This window comes from Streptomyces sp. MMS24-W38 (genome assembly GCF_059889265.1).
The window spans coordinates 6,002,360-6,023,865 of record NZ_JCBCPP010000001.1 but is presented as its reverse complement, the minus strand read 5'-3'; the positions used below and the strand labels follow the sequence as shown (position 1 = coordinate 6,023,865).

17 protein-coding genes and 1 pseudogene are annotated in these 21,506 nt (G+C 71.1%); 5 read left to right on the top strand and 13 right to left on the bottom strand.

Translation table 11 applies throughout. The annotated features are described in order from the left end of the window. Positions 1-15 precede the first annotated feature (15 nt). Complete coding sequence (locus tag AC6F7H_RS26395) at positions 16-1,020, top strand: IS3 family transposase (protein WP_109382741.1); 1,005 nt, start codon at positions 16-18, stop codon at positions 1,018-1,020. 13 nt (positions 1,021-1,033) lie between these two features. On the opposite strand, the gene AC6F7H_RS26390 is transcribed toward AC6F7H_RS26395, so the two are convergent. Further along, positions 1,034-1,384, bottom strand: a complete 351-nt coding sequence (locus AC6F7H_RS26390) for a protein kinase domain-containing protein (protein ID WP_500759512.1) — start codon at positions 1,382-1,384, stop codon at positions 1,034-1,036. 309 nt (positions 1,385-1,693) lie between these two features. Next, positions 1,694-1,822, bottom strand: a complete 129-nt coding sequence (locus AC6F7H_RS26385; RefSeq protein ID WP_500759510.1) for a hypothetical protein — start codon at positions 1,820-1,822, stop codon at positions 1,694-1,696. Between the two features lie 599 nt (positions 1,823-2,421). Between AC6F7H_RS26385 and AC6F7H_RS26380 the strand changes: the two genes are divergently transcribed. From AC6F7H_RS26380 to AC6F7H_RS26365, 4 genes are all read left to right on the top strand, one after another. Continuing rightward, positions 2,422-5,205 (top strand): glycosyl hydrolase, encoded by a 2,784-nt coding sequence (locus AC6F7H_RS26380; protein WP_500759508.1) that lies wholly within the window; start codon positions 2,422-2,424, stop codon positions 5,203-5,205. A gap of 280 nt (positions 5,206-5,485) precedes the next feature. Continuing rightward, positions 5,486-6,034, top strand: coding sequence for a TetR/AcrR family transcriptional regulator (locus AC6F7H_RS26375; RefSeq protein ID WP_500759506.1), 549 nt, complete (start codon positions 5,486-5,488; stop codon positions 6,032-6,034). After that, positions 6,031-6,684: a hypothetical protein gene (locus tag AC6F7H_RS26370; protein WP_500759505.1), complete on the top strand. Its 654-nt coding sequence runs from the start codon at positions 6,031-6,033 to the stop codon at positions 6,682-6,684. Before AC6F7H_RS26375 ends, AC6F7H_RS26370 begins: the two co-directional genes overlap by 4 nt. 249 nt (positions 6,685-6,933) lie before the next feature. Next, positions 6,934-7,737: an N-formylglutamate amidohydrolase gene (locus AC6F7H_RS26365; protein WP_500759504.1), complete on the top strand. Its 804-nt coding sequence runs from the start codon at positions 6,934-6,936 to the stop codon at positions 7,735-7,737. A 41-nt stretch (positions 7,738-7,778) separates the two neighbouring features. Here the strand turns inward: AC6F7H_RS26365 and betT are convergent, their stop codons facing one another. The 11 genes and pseudogenes from betT to AC6F7H_RS26310 form a co-directional block, all read right to left on the bottom strand. After that, the gene (gene betT, locus AC6F7H_RS26360; protein WP_500759503.1) at positions 7,779-9,905 is read right to left on the bottom strand and encodes a choline BCCT transporter BetT; all 2,127 of its coding nucleotides are present in this window, start codon (positions 9,903-9,905) and stop codon (positions 7,779-7,781) included. Positions 9,906-10,011: 106 nt separating this feature from the next. Next, a complete protein-coding gene (locus AC6F7H_RS26355) occupies positions 10,012-11,583 on the bottom strand; it encodes a GMC family oxidoreductase (protein ID WP_500759501.1) in 1,572 nt (523 codons plus the stop codon). Positions 11,584-11,651: 68 nt separating this feature from the next. Then, entirely contained in the window at positions 11,652-13,118 is a 1,467-nt protein-coding gene (locus AC6F7H_RS26350; RefSeq protein ID WP_500759500.1) for an aldehyde dehydrogenase family protein, read from the bottom strand. Between the two features lie 247 nt (positions 13,119-13,365). Continuing rightward, positions 13,366-13,749, bottom strand: a complete 384-nt coding sequence (locus tag AC6F7H_RS26345; protein WP_500759499.1) for a hypothetical protein — start codon at positions 13,747-13,749, stop codon at positions 13,366-13,368. 238 nt (positions 13,750-13,987) lie between these two features. Continuing rightward, entirely contained in the window at positions 13,988-15,352 is a 1,365-nt protein-coding gene (locus AC6F7H_RS26340) for a hypothetical protein (RefSeq protein ID WP_500759498.1), read from the bottom strand. A gap of 240 nt (positions 15,353-15,592) precedes the next feature. Beyond that, complete coding sequence (locus tag AC6F7H_RS26335) at positions 15,593-16,732, bottom strand: zinc-binding dehydrogenase (protein WP_500759497.1); 1,140 nt, start codon at positions 16,730-16,732, stop codon at positions 15,593-15,595. After that, positions 16,729-17,283 (bottom strand): putative quinol monooxygenase, encoded by a 555-nt coding sequence (locus AC6F7H_RS26330; protein WP_500759496.1) that lies wholly within the window; start codon positions 17,281-17,283, stop codon positions 16,729-16,731. Before AC6F7H_RS26330 ends, AC6F7H_RS26335 begins: the two co-directional genes overlap by 4 nt. Before the next feature lie 426 nt (positions 17,284-17,709). Then, positions 17,710-18,939: pseudogene (locus tag AC6F7H_RS26325) on the bottom strand (glycoside hydrolase family 10-like protein); the annotation flags it as partial. 259 nt (positions 18,940-19,198) lie between these two features. Then, positions 19,199-19,909 carry a (2Fe-2S)-binding protein gene (locus tag AC6F7H_RS26320; RefSeq protein ID WP_500759495.1) on the bottom strand — a complete coding sequence of 237 codons (711 nt, stop codon included), beginning with the start codon at positions 19,907-19,909 and terminating at the stop codon, positions 19,199-19,201. Between the two features lie 121 nt (positions 19,910-20,030). Then, a complete protein-coding gene (locus AC6F7H_RS26315) occupies positions 20,031-20,450 on the bottom strand; it encodes a (2Fe-2S) ferredoxin domain-containing protein (RefSeq protein WP_500759493.1) in 420 nt (139 codons plus the stop codon). 6 nt (positions 20,451-20,456) lie between these two features. Further along, on the bottom strand, positions 20,457-21,503 hold the full coding sequence (locus AC6F7H_RS26310) for an ABC transporter substrate-binding protein (protein WP_500759492.1): 1,047 nt from the start codon (positions 21,501-21,503) through the stop codon (positions 20,457-20,459). Positions 21,504-21,506: the final 3 nt, after the last annotated feature.

Below are 21,506 nucleotides of genomic sequence, written 5' to 3'. Positions count from 1 at the left end.
GCCGCCGCCCCGGTCGTGGACGACGCCTTCCACGGCGTCGAGACCGAGCTCGGTGTCGTTGCCGCGTGCCGGCTGACCGGCCGTTCCCGTGCCACCCACTACCGTCGGCTACGGCCACCGGCCCGGCCCGGGCCCCGCGCGGTCGGCGTCCAACCGTCCGCCCTGAGCGCCGAAGAGCGCCTGACGGTGCTGGAGTTGATGAACAGCGCCGAGTACGCGGAACTGCCGCCCGCGCAGATCTGGGCCCGTGAGCTGGACGCCGGGCGCTACCACTGTTCGGTCTCCACGATGTACCGGATCCTTCGGGAACAGGGCCAGAGCGGTGAGCGCCGCCGCCAGGCGACCCACCCGGCGCGGGTGGTGCCGGAACTGGTCGCCACCGGCCCGTCTCAGGTCTTCTCCTGGGACATCACCAAGGTGGCCGGGCCCGCCAAGGGCGTCTGGTACCACGCCTACGTCATCATCGACATCTTCAGCCGGTACATCGTCGGCCACACCGTCGAGCGCGCCGAGTCCGCCCTACGGGCCGAGGAACTGATCCGCGAGACCATCGCCCGCAACGGCATCGTGCCCGGGACCGTGCACGCCGACCGCGGCACGTCCATGACTTCCAAGAAGGTGTCCCAGCTGCTGATCGACCTGGGCGTCACCCGGTCGCACTCGCGGCCGAAGGTCTCCAACGACAACCCCTACAGCGAGGCTCAGTTCAAGACCACGAAATACATGGCGGACTTCCCGGAAAGGTTCGATTCGCTGGCCCATGCCCGTGAGTGGTTCGACGCGTTCATCGCGTACTACAACCACGAGCACCGCCACTCCGGTATCGCCTGGCACACCCCGGCCAGCGTCCATTTCGGCACCGCCGAAGAGGTCCGCGACCAGCGGGCCGCCACCCTCGCCCAGGCCTACACACACCACCCCGAACGCTTCGGACGCCGCCCCCGGCCACCCGAGATACCCCGGACAGCCTGGATCAACGATCCCGCCAAGCGCCGCGAATCAGCACCACAAACCTCATAGCATCACAACTGTCTCACTGGACTTGAAATCTTCCGTACACATCGAGGTGAGCGACACCCGGGGTGAACCTCGGCCCGTCACTGCCGTACGACGGAGAAGGTGGAACAGCCGAAGGAGCCGACGACTTCTCCTTCGAGGGCTTCAGGTCCCTGTGCACCACGCCCACCGAGTGGATGGCCTCCAACGCCTCGGCCAGCCCGGCCGCCAGGAGCAGCACGGATCTCTCGGGCCACGGTCCGTGCCGCTGCACCGCCGCGTCCAGGGAAGGGCCGGGTATGTATGCGGTGGCCAGCCACGGTGGGTCGCCGTCGGAGTCGGCATCGACGACACCGGCGGTGTACACGCCGTTGACCTTGCGCGCCATTGACCTTGCGTGCCGCGTTCACCTCGCGCGTGAAACGGCGTTGGAAATCCTGGTCGCCGGCCAGATCCGGGTGGATCACCTTGACGGCCGGCGACCGGCCGCCGCGGGGCCGTGCGAGATAGACGGTCCCCATGCCGCCGTTGCCCAGCCGGGCTGTGATCGTGTATGGGCCGACCCGTGCCGGATCCCCCGCACGCAGTGGCTCGAATCGGTCTTCCATACATGTCCTTCCGGTTCGTAGGATCCGCGGCTCGCACGGATCTGACAAACCGGCGTCCGGGTGGCTCCTGCCGGGGCGTATCGCCAAAATCACGGACGTTCGGCGGCAGCGCGCAGTTCCTCGCCCAGGAGCACCGGCACGTCGTCCTGGCCCAGGACGTCCGGACGCTCGCCGTCATCGGTCTCCGGTGCCGCACCGTTGCATGCGGCGATGGGCACGACCGCCGCACCCACTTCAGCAGCAGACGGAGACGACACCGGGGTCCAGCAACTCCAAGCCATTGAAGAACCGGGCGAGTCCCTCCGGGCTGCGGTTGATTCGGGGGTCGTCGCTCACTGCGTTCCACTGCTCGATCAGTTCGGCTCGCCCGCCCGGGAGTTGCTCCCCTCAGATGGGCAAGGCACATGCCCTGCGTCTCCCGACCGGAGGTCTCGTCGACACCGCGGGCCCGGAGACGGGCGCCTCGTGGAAAGGCGTGAGCAGTCGGCGGGCATGTGTCATGCGAGCACTCGAACGATCGGCATCAGGCCAGCGGTGGCCGAAGTGCTCACGCCTTCGGGACGGTTCCCTCGCACCACCCGGATGGGCACCGTCCTGGCTTCAGGGTGGGCCGTGTGCGTGGGTGCGCTCTCCAACGTCCGCCGGAAGGGAGTCCCAGGGGGCTCACACCGTCAAGTCGCGAAGGCATAACGGGGTTCAAGTCCGGCGCCACCCACCCGTTGTGTTCAACGTATTGACACGTGCATTACAGGGGCTTTACGTTCCGGCCACCTGAGAGCGCTCTCAGACTCCCCCCTGTCACAACTCGAGGTGCCCCATGCCATCCCCCCGCGCCCGCACCAGACCGGCAGTGGTACTGCTTCTGGCCTCAGCCCTCGCCGTCGTAGGCCTGGGCCCGGCCGCCGCACCGGCGGCCGCCGCCACCGTCCCCGTAGGCTCCGGCAGCTACTCCGACACCCGGCCCCCCGGTACGTCGGGCCCCACCACCAACACGGGAACGCCGGTCACGCCCAAGCTGACCGCTGCCGCCCGGAACCGGCCCGTGCCCACCAACGACTGGTGGTCCTCCCTCGCCTTCCAGCGCTACGGCGACAACCCGTACTCGACCCCCATGTACGGACACCCCCTCACCTACCAGGCCACGGCCGGCGGGCTCGACGTCGGCTACCCGACGACCCCCGCGATCGTCGGTGACGGCCGTCAGTACGAGTACGCCCACAAGCGCGACCTCACCATCGGGCTGACCGGCCTCGACTCACCCGACACCAAGGCCGACGACTGGTCCGACTGGACGGTCACCCCCCAGTGGTCCGACGGCGCTCGCACCCTGCGCACCACCATCGGCCACGGCTCCCCGTTCGTGTACGCCAAGGGCTCCGGCGGCAACGCCCAGATCACCACCGCCGGCGCACCCACCGTCTTCGCCGACCAGGGCAACGTCCTCGGCATCACCGTCGCCGGGCATCACTACGCCCTCTTCGCGCCGACCGGCAGCGACTGGAGCGTCGCCGGTTCCACCGTCACCGCGGGTCTCGGTTCCAAGGACTACTTCTCCGTCGCCGTGCTGCCGTCCACCGGCGCGCTGGCGACCTTCAAGAAGTACGCCTACAGCTTCGTCACCGACTCCAAGGTCACCTGGAGCTACACCGGGGGCACCGTCAGGGGCACCTACACGCTCACCACCGAGGCGAAGGAAGGCACCGAGCGCGGCACGCTCCAGGCCCTCTACCGCCACCAGTGGCTGAACACCACGGACCCCCTCACCTCCTACACCTACGTCTCACCGCGCGGCACCATGAAGGTCCGCGAGTCCGCCTCCTTCACCACGAGCCAGAAGGCCGCGGCGGTGCTGCCCGCGGTGCCCAAGTCGAACGGCGTGGACGCCGCCGGACTGCGCGGTCACCTGAACGAGGTCGTGAACGCCGCCGACCCCTTCTCCGGCGCCACCGACACCTACTGGACCGGCAAGGCCCTCGGCCGCCTCGCCCAACTCGTCCCGGTGGCCGACCAGATCGGTGAGACCGGCATCCGCGACCGGCTGCTCGGCCTGATGAAGGGCAGGCTCCAGGACTGGTTCACGGCGGGAGGCGCGAACGAGTTCAGCTACGACAAGGACTGGAAGACGCTCACCGGCTACCCCGCCTCCTACGGAAGCGACACCGAGCTGAACGACCACCACTTCCACTACGGCTATTACGTCTACGCGGCGGCGATCGTCGCCCAGTACGACCAGGGCTGGGCCGCCGACTCCGCCTGGGGCGGCATGGTCAAGACCCTCGTACGGGACACCGTCAACCCCAGCCGCACCGACACCGCCTTCCCCTTCCTGCGCGGCTTCGACGTCTACGCTGGCCACAGCTGGGCCTCCGGGCACCAGGGTTTCGCCGCCGGCAACAACCAGGAGTCCTCCTCGGAGTCCACCAACCTCAGCGCGGCCCTCGTCCTGTGGGGCTCCGCGACCGGTGACACCTCGCTGCGTGACCTCGGTACCTTCCTGCTGACCACCGAGTCGGAGTCGATCGCCCAGTACTGGTTCGACGCCGACGAGCAGGTCTTCCCGTCCTCGTTCGGCCACGACACGGCCGGCATGGTGTGGGGCAGCGGCGCCGCCTATGCCACCTGGTGGACCGCCAACCCCGAGGAGATCCACGGCATCAACGTCCTGCCCGTGACCGGCGGATCGCTCCACCTCGGCGGTGAGAAGGCCGCGATCCGGCGCAACATCGCCGAGATGGAGCGGGAGAACGGCGGCCCGGCCGTCGAATGGCGCGACATCCTCTGGGAGTTCCAGTCCTTCGCCGACCCGGGTGCGGCCAAGGCGAAATGGGACGCGGGCCACGCCGGCTACACCCCGGAGCAGGGTGAGTCGAAGGCACACACCTACCACTGGATCAACACCCTCGACGCCCTCGGCGCCCCGGACGCCACCGTGACCGGTGACATCCCCACCTCCGCCGTCTTCACCAAGGGTTCCACCCGCACCTACGCGGCCCACAACCACGGAGCCACGGCGCGCACCGTGACCTTCTCCGACGGCAAGACCCTCTCCGTACCCGCCCGTTCCACCGCGACCGGCACCGGAACCGGTTCAGGAGACCCCGACCCCGACCCGGAACCGCCGACCGGTAACACCTTCCAGCTGCGCAGCGGTGGCGTCCTGACCACGGCGACCGGCGGCACGGCGGGCAGCGACACCATCGCCTCCGCCGGCGGCACCAACCACGACGGCACCCCGTACCAGCCCCTCGTCTACGAGGTCCGAGGCGTCAACGGCACGCTCACCCCGGGCGCGCAGACCGCCTTCCGGCTCCAGGTGGACGCGGGCAGCACGGTCGGGCTGGGCCAACAGGCCCGGATCAGCTACGACTTCACCGGCGACGGCGCCTTCGACCGGACCGAGACGTACCACTACTTCGCGACCGACCCGGTCATCGGATGGGAGGAGTACACGCAGGCACGCGGCCTCAAGGCGTCCACGGGCACACCGCGCGATCTGAACGGCGGCACCGTACGCCTCGAGGTGTGGAGCGCCATCGGCAACGGCACCTCGAAGCTCCAGACGGGCACGGACAAGTCCGTGCTGGTGATCCCGTACAGCTGAACCGGAGAGAACCGGCGGCGGGCACCGGCATCCAGCCGGTGTCCGCCGCGCCGGCATGGCCGGAGTGCACGCGGACGGGGAACTTCGACGTTTGACGGCTAACAGCGTTAGCCGTAGGGTGACGACCATGCGGCTAACACCGTTAGCTTCATCGGACCAGCCCGACGCGGAAGGACCACCGTGACCACCACCACGACCACACCCACCGGCAGCACCCCGCCCGTCGCCGGACCAGGCCGACCCACCGGCACCGCTACCGCCACCGCGCGGACGGCGCGCCGTGGCTGACCGCGCGCAGGAGATCACGGCCGCCGCCCGGGAGCTGCTCGAGACCGAAGGGCCGAACGCGCTGTCGATGCGGCGCATCGCCGAGCGCGTCGGCATCCGGGCACCGTCCCTGTACAAGCACTTCCCCGACAAGGCCGCCGTCGAGGCCGCCCTCCAGGCGCAGGGCATGGCCCAGTTGGCGCAGGAACTGGAGGCCGCCGAAGCCGAGGCCGGCGTCGAACCGCCCCTGCCCGCGCTCGCCCGCGCCTACCGGCGGCACGCCCTCGACAACCCGCACCTCTACCGCATCACCCACACCCGGCCGCTCGCCCGCACCGCCCTGCCCGGAGGGCTCGAGGACCGCGCGGCGATGCCGCTGGTCCGCGCGGCGCACGGCGACATCGACATCGCGCGCTCGCTCTGGGCGTTCGCGCACGGCATGGCCGTGCTCGAACTCGACGGCCGCTTCCCGCCCGGCGCCGACCTGGACGCCGCATGGCGAGTCGGCTGCGAGGCGTTCACCCGTGCCATCCACGACAAGAGCCAGGGAGACACCGCATGACCGCGATCGCTGCGGGGCCGGCCACCGCCGCCGCCCCCCGCGCCGCCGGATACACACACGCCGCCGCATGGATCGTCGGGCTCGCCGTCGCCTGGGGCGCCACACCCGAAGCCGGCGACACACACGCCCGGATCGCGACCGCGTACGCCGACCGTCCGGTCCAGGCGATCGCCCAGGCGCTGCTCGTGCACGGTGTGGCGGCCGCCGCCCTGGCGGTCCTCGGATCCGGGCTGCTCGGCTGGGCCCGCCGGACCGGCAACGCCACGGCTCGCTTCGCCGGACGGGCCGGGACGGCCGCGGGCGCACTCGCGTTCGTGCAGCTCGTCCTGGAGCTGATCGCCGTGTCCGGAGCCGATCCGGCGTCACCGGGCAGGACCGGCGCACTGTTCGAGGTGGTCCAGCGCGTGGACGGCGTCAAGATGTTCGCACTCGCCGCGCTCGCCGCTGCCGCCTGCGCGGCCTCGCGGCACGGCTCACTGCTGCGGCGTTGGGAGGCCGTCACCGGCTGGGCCCTCGCCGTCACGATCACCGCGTCCGGCATCGGTTACCTGCTGCCGGCCACGGCCCTGACCCCGGTGGCGTTCGTCTCACTGCCCCTGCTGCTGGTCTGGATCGCCGCCCTCGGCGCAGCCCTCGGCCGCCGGCCCTGAGCCCGGAGCTCAGAGCACCAGACCTCCGGACCACCGGGCCCCGACACCTCATCGGCCTCGCGCAATCACCACACTCTCGCACCCAGTCGATTGACAATGCTTTCCCATGAATGGTTAGGTGTTCACGTTTCCGGCGGCGGCTGGGGGGCGCCGCCGGAAGCACCAACCTCATGTCCCCCGAGGGCGGGAAGCGCGCTTGCTTCCCGACGCACGACCCATACGGATCCGACGCAAGGAGCACCATCCGCGATGCGCGACACCTCACCGTCCTTCCAGCTGCTGTCCGGCTCCCCCGACTCCCCCGTGATCCTGCACGTCCCGCACTCCTCGCGCATCGTGCCGGCGGATGTGCGAAGCGGGATCACGCTCGACGACGCCGCACTGGAGCGGGAGTTGGACCACATGACCGACTCGCACACGGCGGAGATCGCGGAGCTGGCCGCCGCCCGGGTGTCCTCCGGTACGCCCTGGCGGTTCGTGAACCGGCTCTCCCGTCTGGTCGTCGACCCCGAGCGGTTCCCGGACGAGCGGGAGGAGATGCTGGCCGTCGGCATGGGAGCGGTGTACACGGGGACGTCGCACCGGGGTGAGCTGCGGCCGGGCGACCACGACGGACGTCCGCTCGTCGAGCGGTACTTCCACCCGTACGCCGAGGCCATGACCGACGCGGTCGCCGGGCGGCTGGACGCGGTGGGGCGGGCGGTCGTCATCGACGTGCACTCGTACCCGACCGAGCCCCTGCCGTACGAACTCCACGGCACCGGCCCCCGCCCGCCCGTCTGCCTGGGCACGAACCCCTTCCACACCCCGGCCGGGCTGCTCGCCCGCGCGGAGAAGGCGTTCGCGGGCTTCGGCGGCACGGGGATCGACAGCCCCTTCGCGGGGACCTACGTACCGCTCGCGTACTACGGGAAGGACCCGCGGGTGAGCGCGCTGATGATCGAGATCCGCAGGGACCTGTACATGGACGAGCCGGGCGGCCCGGCGGGGCCGGGCCTCGACGCGCTGGCAGAGGCACTGGCGGAGCTGGTCCGGTCGGCCCACTCGGAGTAGGCGTTCCGGGCCGCCGCCCCCGCGTGGGGCCCGCGTAAGGCCTACTCCTCCGGCAGGTGTGCGTCCGGCGCGTCCAGGCGGTGGTGGGGGAAGCTCGAGCGGGTGGCCGCCTCGTGGCGCATCCGCAGGAACTCCAGGTGCCGCTCGTACTGGTCGAGGCCGTCGGCGATGAGCTGTTCCTTGGTGTAACCCATCACGTCGTAGTCCTGGTTGCCCTCGGCGAGCCGGACCTCGAAACGTACGTAGGTGTCGTGCGTGCTGACCGACCGGGTGGCGAACGCGGGGGTCGGCAGCTCGACGGGTCGGACCTCGTAGAGGAATTCGTCGCCGGGGCCGATCGGCACCCGCAGGCCGACGTGGGCGAGGCCGGTCTCCTCGTCGGTGCCTTCCAGGACCTCCGCCTCCGCTCCCTGCTCCCGCAGCTCCTGGGCGACCTCCTGGAAGGCGGGACGGCACACGTGGTCGACGAATCTCGCGGCCGCCCGCCTGCCGGGGAACGCCATCGTTCGCGCCAGCCGATGCCGCCAGTTCGGCGCCCCCGGCAGACCGTGCTGCGCCGTACGGCCGGAGAGCCTCCCGGGCAGCGTGGCGATCCTCGCCTCCGCCCGCATCCGCTCGGTGCGCAACGCCAGATAGAGCCCGGCCATGATCAGGAACATGACGAAGGAGAAGGGCAGACCCATGATGATGGTGGCGTTGGTGAGCGCGTGCACACCGCCCACGATGAGCATGGCGAGGGTGAGCAGCCCTGTCGCCACCGCCCAGAAGATGCGCAGCCACGAGGGCGCGTCGGTCACCGGGGTGGGCAGTTCGGCGCTGAGGTTGCCCATGACCAGGGCCCCGGAGTCCGCGGAGGTGACGTACAGCAGCAGCCCGACGAACGTCGCGAGTCCGGCGCTGAACAGGAACCCCGGGTACTGTGCCAACAGGTTGTAGAAGCCGTGCTCAGGGGTGTTCATGGCCGTTTCGCCGAACTCGGTGTTCCCGCCGCGCACCAGGAACAGGGCGCTGTTGCCGAAGATCGACAGGAAGAGACCGGTGAAGAGGAACGGGATGACCAGCGTCGCCGCGATGAACTCGCGCAGGGTGCGGCCGCGGGAGATGCGGGCCAGGAAGAGCCCGACGAACGGCGCCCAGGCGATCCACCAGGCCCAGAAGAAGAGCGTCCACGCGTCCAACCACTCGATGGGCTGGTCGTAGGCGAAGGTGTTCAGGGTCATCGACGGGAAACGGCTGATGTAGTCCCCGACGTTCTGGACCAGGGCGTTGAGCAACCGGAACGGTTCACCCACGACCAGGATGTAGAGCATCAGCAGGGCGGCGAGGAGGACGTTGAGCTGCGACAGCCGCCGGATGCCCTTGTCCACGCCGGACGCCGCGGACACGGTGGCCATCGCCACCGCGACGACGATCAGGGCGATCTGCGCGGAAAGCCCCTCCGGCACGCCGAAGAGGACTTTCAGTCCGTAGTTCAGCTGCACCACGCCGATGCCGAGCGTCACGCCGATGCCGAACACGGTGCCGATGATGGCCGCCAGGTCGACGGCGTCACCGATCCGCCCGTGGATCCGGCGGCCGATGATCGGATAGAGCGCGGAGCGGATCGCGAGCGGCAGCCGGTACCGGAAGGAGAAGTAGGCGAGCGCCATGCCCATGAGCGCGTACATGCCCCAGCCGGTGATGCCGTAGTGGAACAGGGTCCACACCACGGCCTGCCGGGCGGCCTCCAGCGTCTCCGGGTCGCCCTGCGGTGGCGCGAGGTAGTGGCTGACGGGTCCGGAGACCGAGAAGAACATCAGGTCGATGCCGATGCCCGCCGCGAACAGCATCGACCCCCAGGTGAAGAGGCCGTAGTCGGGCTTGGAGTGCTTGGGGCCCAGCTTGACCGTGCCGTACTTGGACACGGCGATGAAGACGACGAACAGCAGGTACAGGCTCGCGGCGAGGAAGTAGTACCAGCCGAACCAGCGGGAGATCTTGCCGACCACCACTCCGATGACCGTTTCCGCACCGGAGGGGGTGATGATCGCCCAGATCGAGATCGCGAGGATCAGGAGGGCCGACCCGAAGAAGACCACGGGTTTGAGCCGGACCGTGCCCATCGGCACCTCCTCCGCCGGCGTATCCTCCGGCGCGGCTCCGGTGCCCTTGCCTCCAGCGGTCGACACGGTCGGGTTCCTCCTTCGCTCAGGACGAGGACAGGGTCGAGGACGCGGGCTCTCGGCGGCCGGCCGTGTCGGCCTGCGGGCATCTGTGCGCGAGGGCGCGGACCGGTCACCGTGCCGTCTCCCGGCCGGTGGGCCCGGGGCTGTCGGTGAGCAGGTCGGCGGCGCGTTCGGCGGCGAGCAGGACGGTCACCATGGGGTTGATGGTGGGCATCGTCGGAAACACCGACGCGTCGACGATGCGCACGCCCTCGACGCCGCGCAGCCTCAACTCCGGGTCGCAGACGGCCATCGGGTCGTCCGCCGCGCCCATGCGGCAGGTGCCCGCCGGGTGGTAGACGGTGTGGGCCGCGCGGCGCCCGTACTCCGACAGGTCGGCGTCGGAGGTGACGTTCGGGCCGGGCGCGACCTCGCGGAGGAGCCAGCCGCTCAGGGGATCGGTCGCGGCGACCTCCCGGGCCACCTTGAGCCCCTCGACGATGGTGCGCTCGTCGTGGCCGTCGGGGTCGGTGAAGTACCTAAAGTCCAGGGCGGGGTGCTCGGCCGGGTCGGAACTGCGCAGCCACATGCGGCCGACGGAGCGGGCCCGGGGCACGTTCGGCGTCATGCACACCCCGTGCTCCGGGACGGGGTAGCCCAGGCGTTCGGTGTTGACGGTGAACGGCACCTGGTAGAAGTGGAACATCAGGTCCGGGCGCGGCTGCCCCTTCTCGAGGCGCAGGAACAGGCCGGCGTCGGAGTCCATCGCGGAGTTGGGCGGCAGCGGGCCCTTGGTCTCCCAGACCATCACGGACTCGGGGTGGTCCAGCAGGTTCTCCCCCACGCCGGGCAGGTCGACCTGTACGTCGATGCCCAGGCGGCGCAGGTCCTCGGCCGGGCCGATGCCGGACAGCATCAGCAGGCGCGGGGTGTCGATGGCGCCGGCGCACAGCAGGAGTTCGCGTTCGGCGCGCACGGTGGCGGGCTCGCCGTCGGCGCCGCGGACGGCGACGCGGGTCAGCCTTCCCGACTCGTCGGTGAGCAGCCGGTGGGCCCAGGTCTCCAGGAGGAGGGTGAGGTTGGGGCGGTCCATGACGGGGTGGAGGTAGGCGACGGACGTGGAGGAACGCAGGTTGCCCTCCGGCTCGTAGGCCAGGGAGAAGAAGCCGGTGCCGTCGGCGAAGGGCTCGGCGTTGAAGTCGTCGATGACGGGGACGCCGGTGGCGCGGGAGGCGGCGGTGACGAAGTCCTTGGCGATGGGATTGCGGTCGGCCTCGGCCACCGGGACGATCTTGGTGAGCAGCCGGTCGCGGTAGGGGAGGATCGTCGCCGGGTCCCAGCCGGCGCAGCCGTGGGCCACCCAGTCGTCGAGGTCCTGCGGCAGCGGCAGGAAGCTGATCAGCGTGTTGTGGGAGGAGCAGCCGCCGAGTACGCGGGCCCGTGAGTGCAGGATGTGCGAGTTGCCGCGCGGCTGTTCGACGGTGGTGTAGCCGTAGTCGAACTCCGTACCGAGCAGGTTGATCCAGTTGCGCAGACGCAGGATGCGCTCGTCACCGACGTCACTGGGGCCGCCCTCGATGACGCAGACACGGCAGTCGGGGTCCTCGCTCAGGCGGGCGGCGAGCACACAGCCGGCGGTGCCGCCGCCGACGATGACGTAGTCGTAGGAGGACTCGGCGCCGTGCGGGGTGGTGGAGGCCATGGGGTGCCTTTCTTCGGTGGCCGTCGGGAGGGGGCGGATGGTGTGCTGCGTCGTGCTGCCGCGCCCGGTCAGCCCTTGAACCAGCCGGAGGGTGCCGGGGCGAGGTTCTGGTAGATGTGCTTGGCCTCCTGGTATTCGCGCAGGCCCGTGGGTCCCAGCTCGCGCCCGACGCCGGAGCGGCCGAAGCCGCCCCACTCGGCCTGCGGTACGTAGGGGTGGAAGTCGTTGATCCACACGGTGCCGTGCCGCAGCCGCTGGGCGACGCGCTGGGCACGGCTCGCGTCGGAGGTCCACACGCCGCCGGCCAGGCCGTAGCGGGTGTCGTTGGCCAGCTCCACCGCCTCGTCCTCGGTGTGGAAACGCTCGACGGTGACAACCGGCCCGAAGACCTCTTCCCGCACGATGCGCATGGACCTGTCGCAGTCGGCGAAGACCGTCGGCAGCAGGAAGAAGCCGCGGCTCAGCGCCGGGTCGTCGGGGCGGGTGCCGCCGGTGACGAGCCGGGCGCCCTCCTCCCGGGCGGCGGCGATGTGGCGTTCGACCTTGTCACGGTGCTCGGCGGAGCTGAGCGGGCCGCTCTCCGTGCCCTCCTCCATGCCGTCGCCCAGGCGGATCGACCGGGCGCGCCGGGCGAGGGATTCGACGAACCGGTCGTACAGGGAGTCCTGGACCAGCAGGCGTGAACCGGCGGAGCAGACCTGCCCGGCGTGCAGGAAGGCGGCGTCCAGCGCGTAGTCCACGGCGGCGGCGAAGTCGGCGTCCTCGAAGACGATGTTGGGGTTCTTGCCGCCCAGTTCCAGGGCGACGGTCTTCGGTCCCTCGGCGGCGGCGGCCATGATGGTGCGGCCGGTGGCCAGGCCTCCGGTGAAGGAGACCAGATCGACCTCGGGGTGGCCGGTCAGGGCCGCGCCGACGGTCGCCCCGGAGCCGAGCACCAGGTTGGCGACGCCGGGCGGGGCACCGGCCTCCTCGATCAGCCGGATCATGGCGATCGTGGTGAGCGGTGTGGTCTCGCTGGGTTTGAGGACGAAGGTGTTGCCGGCGACCAGCGCCGGCGCCACCTTCCACGAGGCCTGCAGCAGCGGGTAGTTCCAGGGGGCGATGAGCGCGCACACCCCGACCGGCTGGTAGACGACGCGGCTGAGGACGTCCGGGCCGACGTCCACGACACGGCCGCCGTCCTTGCCCGCGAGTTCCGCGAAGTAACGGAAGGCGTTCGCCACGTCCTCCACGTCGAAGCGGGACTCGGTCAGCGTCTTGCCGGTGTCGGCGGTCTCGGTGCGGGCGATCTCCTCCTTGTCGCGCAGCAGCAGGTCGTGGACGCGCAGCAGGAGGTCGGCGCGCCGACGGGTGGGGGCGTTCGCCCAGTCCTCCTCGTCGAAGGCACGCCGGGCGGCGCGCACCGCGCGGTCCACATCGGTGGCGTCCGCCTCGTCGACGGTGGTCACGACGGAGGCGTCGTACGGGTTGACCACCTCCCGCCGCCCGCCGGCCGCCGCCTTCGTCCACTCGCCGTCGATGTACAGCTCGCCCACCGCGGGGCCTCCTTCGCATCCGGCCGGTACCGATCGGTTGCCGGTCGGCAACACGGTCATCGTGCGGTCGGCGGCCACGGGGCGCGCGGCCACCATCGCGACCGGGTGGTCCGGGTGCCCCGGGTGGGCTAACGACCGGCCGGGACGGGACCGGACGAGCCGGCCGGGAGGTGTACGCGGGGGCGACGCGCGAGGCGTTGTTCCGGCAGTGGGCGCCCCTGCCGTCAGGAGGTGGCCGGCGCGCCGGTCAGCGGGCGTCCGCGTTGCGCCGTTGCGTCGTCTTCCTCGCCGGCCGGCGGATGATGTCGTCGGCCTCCTCACGCGGGACGTAGAGGAAGCCGCCTTCCGCCTCGGGGCCGTAGTGCACGACGACGTTGTCCCTGGTGAGCATGGACCGCCAGGACTCCAGCCTTTTCCTGGAGTCCTGGTCCAGGCTCATGCCTGCTCGGGCCCTGGCTTCCACCCGGAGCATCGCCAGCGGATACAGGTGTCGGTGACGCAGTTCCACGGCCCAGGGGATCAGGTCGTCGTCGCGTGTGATCCGACGGGTCAGACCGCGGCGACGACGGAAGTCGGACCACATCGACAGCTGGGTCTCGAGGTTGTACTTGCGCCAGTACTCATCGGTCATCTGCTGGTAGGTCCACCCTGCCTCGAACCACCTGATGACCTCGCCCTCATCGACTGTCTTCTTCTTCGCCGCGTCTCTCCGCCGGGCTCTCCGCGAGACTGCCCGGCCACCTCCGTCTTCCGTGTCCGGGGCCGGGCCGCACCGCGCTGCCACCTCACCCTGCCATCCGGGCACACATTCGCACACGGTTGCGAGCGGATCGGAGAAACCCCGGGTCGGTCGGTGGCAGGGCGGGTCGTCACTCCGCCGAGCGCGACCTGTCCGGTGCTCCGTCCAAGCCGCTGAAGTCCTCGATCGGACAGTCCGCCGGGGTACGTTCGCCGGTCGTCGCGGTCGTGGCGGCCCGTTCGGCGAGGGCTTCCGGGTACCCTCCGCGCTCGGCCAGGAAGCGGACCCAGTCCGGGAAGAGGGCATGTGCCGACGCGGTGACGGGGTGGTCGGGCCTCCAGTCGTGGATCAGGGCGTACTGGTGCTGCACCCGGTGGGGGGACGGCTGCAGTTCGGTGCCCGGCAGAGCGCCCTCCAGCCATTCCTCGGCGAGCGCGGCCGCCCCCTCCGGCTCGGGGCGCCGGCCGCCGTTCCGCTCGGCGTACCACGCACCGAACGCTTCCTCGGCCCACCGCGTCTCGACGTCCGTGTACAGCGACCGGCGGGGCGGAAGCCCCTGCCCGCGCTTGCGCAGGGCGCGGTCCAGGTCGTACAGGCGGCGGCCGGCGCGGTACCACTCGTCCAGCTGACCGCGGTTCTCCGTGCCCCGCAGCATCTCCTCGCCGAGATCCAGCTGGACGAGGCATTGCAGATCCGCCTGATCGGGTACGTGCGGCGCGCACTGTCCGGCCGTGTCGCCGACGGCCGACCGCCAGGCCGCAGCCGCCTGCGCGAAGTCCTCATGGGTGCCCCCACCGGCCAGGCACGGGACCTCGCAGGCATCGACGTCCCACAGGTAGACATGGCGGTCGACCCCACCGGGATAGGCGAACTCCGCCAGCACCCCGATCCGCGGCAGACAGGGGTCCCTCAGCAGCCGGACCTCGCCCGTCGCGGTCGGCTTGGGCAGCAACCGCAACCAGTCGGGCGGTTGCACCGCCCCACGGACCTGTTTCCGCACGCCGTTCATCATCCGAAGGACCACCGCGCACAGGTCGGGGGTTCCGATCGACGCCATACCGTGCAGCAGCCGCCAGGGCGCCTCCCACGCGCCGCCGTCCCCCTCCAGGCCGGCCCGGACCTGTTCGGCCGCGGCCTGGGCGAGCTGCTCGAACCAGGCACCGAACCACAGACCACCGACATCACCGTGCACACGCTCATGGAGCCGGGCACCCAGCAGCACAGCCGTCGCGTCCTCCACCTCACGTGGCCCGTCGGCTCCGAGAAGCACCCCCGCCTCGTCAAGCACGCGAGCGCTCGACTCGGCGTACCAGACGGCCTCCTCCCGGTCATGACCGAGGCCCCGAGCGAGTGCGGCCAGAGCCGACCGCTGCCCGGGCAGCGGAGCGCCGCCGAACGGCTGGTCCGCGCCGCGGGACACGGCGGCCCCGTCCGCACCGCCCCTCTTCGAGCGCTTGGCCTTCTTCGACTTGCGTGGACGTGATACCGGTGACATGCACCGCACTCTAGGGAGCCGTCCCACAGGTCGCCCACCTCGGGCCAGAACCTCACACGGGCCGGGCCTCGTCCGATTGAACGCCGGCTGCCACGAGCGCCGGTGCTGGAGGAGGACGCTCTGGACGACGTCCAGCACATGCTCACGACCGCGGGCGGCGACGCGCCGGACCGGGAAGACACCGATGGCGCTCCTCCCGTGACCGGGAGGAGCGCCATCGGCCGGGCCCGGCAGGCCGCGTCAGACGCCCAGCATGCCCGAGGCGTCGATGACCTGACGGATCGCCCGGCCCGAAGCCAGCTCCTCCATCGCCGCGTTGATGTCGGACAGCGGCAGTGTGCCCGTGTGCATCCGCTCCACCGGCATCAGACCGGCCCGCCACAGGTCCAGGAACCTGGGGATGTCGCGGCGCGGGACCGCGTCACCCATGTACGAGCCCAGCAGGGACTTTCCCTCGCCCGCGAACGCCAGGGCCGGAACCTCCAGCACCCGGTCGGGGGCGGGCAGGCCCACCGAGACGACCTTGCCGCCCCGGGCCACGGCGGTCAGGCACTGAGCCATCACCTCGGGGCTGCCCACCGCCTCAACGGCCAACTCGGTCCCGCCTCCCGTGAGTTCGCGAATCTCCTCGATCGCCTCGCTGGGGGCGCAGGCATGAGTCGCGCCCAGCTGGAGAGCCAGCTCGCGCTTCTCCCGGACCGGGTCGACCGCGATGATCGGGTACGCGCCCGCCGCACGGGCACCCAGCACCGCGGACAGGCCCACGCCGCCCAGGCCGTACACCACCGTCGACTGGCCGGGGCGCAGGGCCGCCGTGTTGATGACGGCTCCGGCGCCGGTCAGGACGGCGCAGCCGAACATCGACGCCACCGTGAACGGGATGTCCTTCGGGATCGGCACCACCGATTCCTGGGCCAGCACCGCGTGTTCGGAGAACGCGGAGACGCCCAGCTGGTGGTGGACCGGGGCGCCGGAGGCATCGGTCAGCAGCGAGGAGCCGTGCAGCAGCGCACCCGATCCGTTCGCCGCGGCCGCCTGCGCACACAGGGCGGGCCGACCCGCCGCGCAGTCGGCGCAGAAGCCGCAGCTCGGCACGAAGACCAGAGCCACATGGTCACCGGGACGGACCCGGCTGACGCCCGGTCCGGTGTCCTGGACGACGCCCACCGCCTCATGGCCCAGCGCCATGGGCAGGGGGCGGACCCGGTCGCCGTTGACAACCGAAAGGTCCGAATGACAGAGCGAGGCGGCGGCGATCCGCACCAGCACCTCGCCCTCGCGCGGGGCGCCCAGCTCCAGCTCCTCCACCTCCACCGGACGGGTGTCGGAGTAGGGGCGGGCCGTCGACACGCCGCGCAGGACCACCGCACGGGTCTTCATGCCCTCACCTCCGGGCGCGGGGCACGGCGCAGCGCGTCACGGCTCTCCGACAGCGGGACCACCGTGCCGAGAACGGTGTCCTGAAAGTGCGAGGTGACGCGGTGCGCGGTGAAGTCGACCTCGGAGACGTACTCCTCGTACAGCACGATCGCCCGCGGGTCCTCGGTGCCCTGGTGGACGCGGTGGGCGTGGTTGCCCGGCTCCTGGCCGGAGGCGGCGGCCACGGTGTCGAGCAGGGGGAGAACGGTGTTCCCCCTCCCCTCCTTGGTGCGGTGGCGGGCGACGACGTATGACATGGGGGACTCACTCCCGGGGTGGTGGGCGGACCTCTTCAGAGCGGCGGGCGGGACGGACGGTAGCTGGTCCCGGCGCAGGTGCCGGAGGCGGGGGTGGGGGGCGGACGTGGCGGCGACGGACCCGAGGGCCGGCGCGGTCGGGAACTGCAGCAGCGGCCGGGTGCCGACGACCGACGCGACGACCGGGACCTCGGCGAGCGCGGACGCGAGCCGTGGGTCGAGTGCGGCACCGGATCGGGACGGGAAAGAGGTCATGGCAGAGGTCTGCCTGGGGATCAAGGGCCCGTCGGCACGTCCGACACTGCGTGGCTGCCGCGGGTTCCGCGCCTCCTGGCTCCGTCGGCCGGGTGGAGCCAGGAGGTCGGACCGGATACGACGTCAGTGTGTGCGCGGCCGTGCGGTGACGGGGGCGCTTTCGCGGTTGGCACGGTCCACCGAGGTGACCGCGTACGCCGAGCCCTCCGGTGCCGCCGGCCCCGTCCACTCGGTGCTGCGGGCGCCCGGGAGCACCGCCACGAGCTCGTCGCCGCCGGCGGCGCCGCGCAGCCGGACCGCGTACAGCGCGGGGACGTGGTTGCCGCGGGAGCGCACCTCGATCCGGATCCCGCCGCCGGTTGTCCGCGTCGCCGACGCGAGCGGGGGCAGCGGCGCGGGACCGCCGGCGAGCCTCGGCAGGACGGGAGGCAGTGCGGGCCGCTGCCAGTGGTCGCCGGCCATCCTGCTGATCGCGCCGATCGGATCGGCGGTCACGTCCGTGGCGCTGAACAGGATCTCGCCGGTGATCCCCGGCAACCCCTTGTCCATCGTCAGGTGCCGGGAGAGCTCGGCCGGGTCCTGCCAGGCGGCCGGTTGGGCGGGGTCGCCCACCTTGTACACGGCCTGGCCGATCCACAGCTGCACGTCGGTGCCGCGCACCGCGTCCGCCCACCACGGAGCGAGGACGCCGTAGTCGGCCACGGGGAGACCGATGTTCCAGTAGAGCTGCGGGGCGATGTAGTCCAGCCAGCCGTTGCGTACCCAGCCCAGCGTGTCGGCGTTCAGCGCGTCGTAGGACTGGGTGCCGCCGGTGGCCGAGCCCCGCGGGTCGCTGGAGGCGTTGCGCCAGATGCCGAAGGGGCTGACGCCGAACGCCGCTTCGGGCCGCACCTCGCGCACCCGCTCGTGCACCTCCCGCACCAACAGGTCCACGTTGTGCCGGCGCCAGGCGGCCCGGTCGGTGAAGCCCGCGCCGTACGCGGCGAAGGCGTCGTCGTCGGGGAAGTCCTGGCCACCCACCGGGTAGGGGTAGAAGTAGTCGTCGAAGTGGACGCCGTCGATCTCGTAACGCTCCACCGCGTCCATGACGGCGTCCTCGACAAAGGCGCGGGCGGCCGGGATGCCGGGGTTGTAGTACAGCCGGCCGCCGTAGGAGACGATCCATTCCGGGTGCAGCCGCGCCGGGTGGCCGGGCACGAGCTTGGTGACGTCGGACTGCTGCGAGACGCGGTACGGATTGAACCACGCGTGCAGGGCCAGCCCGCGAGCGTGCGCGGCGTCGACCATGAAGCCCAGTGGGTCGTAACCGGGATCCTGCCCCTGAGTCCCGGTCAGATACTGCGACCACGGCTCGAACCGTGAGGGCCAGAACGCGTCGGCCGTCGGGCGGACCTGAGCGAACACCGCGTTGAGCCCGATCGATCTGGCGTGGTCGAGCAGCGCGACGAACTCCGTCTGCTGCGCGGCGGGGCTCAGGCCGGGCCGCGAGGGCCAGTCGATGTTGGCGACGGTGGCGATCCACTCACCGCGCAGTTCACGGTCTCCGGCCCCGGTCACCGTGCCGTTCTTGACGGTCGGCAGCAGGGACGGTTCTGTCCCGGAGGGGACAGCCGCACCAGCGGAGGTGGGGAGCCCGGCCACGGTGAGGCCGGCCATCAGTCCGGCGGTGCGCAGCAGTCCGCGGCGGGTGGGGCGGCGTGCGGCAGAGCCGGGGTCGGTGCTGTCGGTCACGACGACTCCTGAGGAGAGACGGAAGGCAGACCGGCTCACCCTGCCCAGCCCATCATGCCCAGGTCAACCACCGGGTCAAATGGTCACCAAACGGTTGGAGTTCGAGTAACGAGTGACTGACATGAGGCGCTCGATGTGCACGGCGACGGCCGTGCACACGTGCTGCGGACCGAGTCGAACAGGGTCAGGCTGACGGTCCGTCTCGGCCGGCCAGGCAGCAGTCGCCGCACTTCGAGCCGTTCGGCGCACGGTAGTAGAGGCAGCAGCTGCGGCGGCGGAACGTGAGATCCGGGCCGGTGATCACTCCGGTGCCCGCGAGTCGTCCGGTGCTCAGCAGCCGGGTGGTGAGGTCCGTGAGCGGCTCCCGCAGCTCGGGGCGGGCCGACAGCAGGACATGGGCCGACCCGACGAGTGCGGAGGCGGCGTTCCCGTCCAGCAGGCGCGGAGCGATCTTGACGCGCAGTCCGGCCTCGAGCGCGCGCAGATGCCGCATCACCTGCTCGTTCAGGGCGAGAGCGGGATCGGGGAGCCGCTCGGCGCACCAACCGGCGGGGCGGGGCAGGCGGAGGGCCGGTCCGTCGTCGGCACGCTGCAGCTCCGTCAGGTCCGGGACGATCCCGTGCAGCAGCACGCACGCCAGGGCGGGGGACCAGAGACGGGCCGCGTGTCCGAGGTGGGCGATGGACACGCCGATCCGCGGTTCGCCGGTGCGGTACCGCCGCGCGACGGCTGCGGACAGGTCGGTGAAGCCGCGCGCGGAGGACCGGTCGAGCGGGTGCCAGCCCTCGTCCGGGCCGCCGACGGGCAGGACGAAGAAGCCGCCGAGGGCCGCCACGTCGTGCAGGGCCGCGGTGACGGCCTCGGTGGATGCCTGAGTCTGAGCGTGTTCGGTCATGCCGTGGCGTTTCCTTTCCGGCGGGCTCCGCGACGTGGATCCGATGGGGGCCGTGGTGACCCGCTCGTGCGGCGGCGGCCCCGGCCGCCGCCGCACGGAGGGCGGTCCGGTGAGCGCGGTCTCAAAGGGTCGTGCCCCGCCGCGGCGGCCTGATGGTGTAGAGGTCGAGGATGTCCGGGAGGGGTGCGACGCCGGGGCCGCCGGCATGCGCCCAGGCGACGATGTCCTCGATGGCGTCGGGGTCGTTGACCAGCCCCAGCCAGACGGGCCGGCCGCCGGCCGACCGGCCCGCCGCGGAAGGCTGGACGACGATGACGTTGGCCTGTTCGCACAGGTCCAGACAGGCGGACACCCGTGTCGGAACCGCCGCGCGCAGGCGCGCCGTCTGCGCCGCGTGGTCGACGCCGGGCACCTTGGAGCTGCCGCAGCAGCAGTCCCGGCACACGACGACCCGGCAGGGCGCGGGGGTGTTCGCCGGGGCGGGCGGCGAGTCCGTGGCCTGACCGGACGTCGCTTCGACCGGGTTCGCGTCGACGGACATGCGGCCTCACTCCTCTCCCCGGGGAGAGCCGCCCCGGTCGAAGTTCCTCAGCTCTGCGGCGAGCGAGCTGACGGCCGCGGGATTACGCGGGCTCTCCACCAGGTCCACGTAGTCGAGGACGACGATCCGGTCGTTCTCGACGGCCGAGACGTGTGCGAGCGGTGGGTAGGACTTCAGGAACTTCCGCTTCTGGTCGGCGCCGGTGTCTCCGTAGTCGTTGATCACGATCACCTCCGGGTCGCGTTCGACGACGGTCTCCCAGCCGACCGTCGTCCAGCTGTCCTTGAGGTCCTTCATGACGTGATCACCGCCCGCCTTGGTGATGATGTCGTGCGGACCCGCGTACGCACCCGAGGTCAGCGGCTTGTCCCGCCCGTCGTCGTAGAGGAAGACCCTCGGACGGTCCGCCCCCTTCGGCGCCTTCGCCTGCGCTTCGGCCACCTGCTCCTGGAACGTCGCGATGAGGGTTTCGGCACGGTCCTCGACGTCGAAGATCCTTCCCAGGTTCCGAAGATCGGTGTAGAGGGCGTCGAGCGGCGACATCACGCCCCGTGCCTTCCCTCTCCCGTTACGGCACGACTCACTCAGCAGATACGAGTCGACGCCCACCTCGTCCAGCTCGGCGGGGGTGAAGCCGGTTCCCTCGCTGAAGCCGTAGTTCCAGCCCGCGAAGACCAGATCGGCACGGGCGTCGAGGACCAGCTCCTTGTTGATCCTCTCCTTCGAGAGCCACTCGGTCTTCTGGTAGGCGTCCTTCCAGGGAACGGACGTGAGGTCGCCCTTGTCGTCGGGCATCACATAGCCCGCCATATGACCCTCGAGTCCGAGCGCGAACATGATCTCGGTGATGCCGACGTCGTTGGTGACCACGCGCTGAGGGGCTTTGTCGTAGGTCTTCTTCTGGCCGCAGTTCTCCACGGTCACCGGATAGTGGCCGTCACGGGCGGCGGAACCGTCCTTCTCCCCTTCCTGAGAGGTGACCTGCGCACCGCAGCCGGTGAGGAGCAGGGCCGTGGCGAGTGCGAGTGCGGCGGGACGTACCGGGTGCGGCATGCT

Bases quoted from the DNA above. Each gene is read 5' to 3' on its own strand.
- AC6F7H_RS26315 (WP_500759493.1), bottom strand. From the start codon at position 20,450: ATGTCCGTCGACGCGAACCCGGTCGAAGCGACGTCCGGTCAGGCCACG.
- AC6F7H_RS26335 (WP_500759497.1), bottom strand. From the start codon at position 16,732: ATGAAGACCCGTGCGGTGGTCCTGCGCGGCGTGTCGACGGCCCGCCCC.
- AC6F7H_RS26340 (WP_500759498.1), bottom strand. From the start codon at position 15,352: ATGTCACCGGTATCACGTCCACGCAAGTCGAAGAAGGCCAAGCGCTCG.
- AC6F7H_RS26320 (WP_500759495.1), bottom strand. From the start codon at position 19,909: ATGACCGAACACGCTCAGACTCAGGCATCCACCGAGGCCGTCACCGCG.
- AC6F7H_RS26365 (WP_500759504.1), top strand. From the start codon at position 6,934: ATGCGCGACACCTCACCGTCCTTCCAGCTGCTGTCCGGCTCCCCCGAC.
- AC6F7H_RS26345 (WP_500759499.1), bottom strand. From the start codon at position 13,749: ATGACCGATGAGTACTGGCGCAAGTACAACCTCGAGACCCAGCTGTCG.
- AC6F7H_RS26380 (WP_500759508.1), top strand. From the start codon at position 2,422: ATGCCATCCCCCCGCGCCCGCACCAGACCGGCAGTGGTACTGCTTCTG.
- AC6F7H_RS26390 (WP_500759512.1), bottom strand. From the start codon at position 1,384: ATGGCGCGCAAGGTCAACGGCGTGTACACCGCCGGTGTCGTCGATGCC.
- AC6F7H_RS26310 (WP_500759492.1), bottom strand. From the start codon at position 21,503: ATGCCGCACCCGGTACGTCCCGCCGCACTCGCACTCGCCACGGCCCTG.
- AC6F7H_RS26370 (WP_500759505.1), top strand. From the start codon at position 6,031: ATGACCGCGATCGCTGCGGGGCCGGCCACCGCCGCCGCCCCCCGCGCC.
- AC6F7H_RS26330 (WP_500759496.1), bottom strand. From the start codon at position 17,283: ATGACCTCTTTCCCGTCCCGATCCGGTGCCGCACTCGACCCACGGCTC.
- AC6F7H_RS26355 (WP_500759501.1), bottom strand. From the start codon at position 11,583: ATGGCCTCCACCACCCCGCACGGCGCCGAGTCCTCCTACGACTACGTC.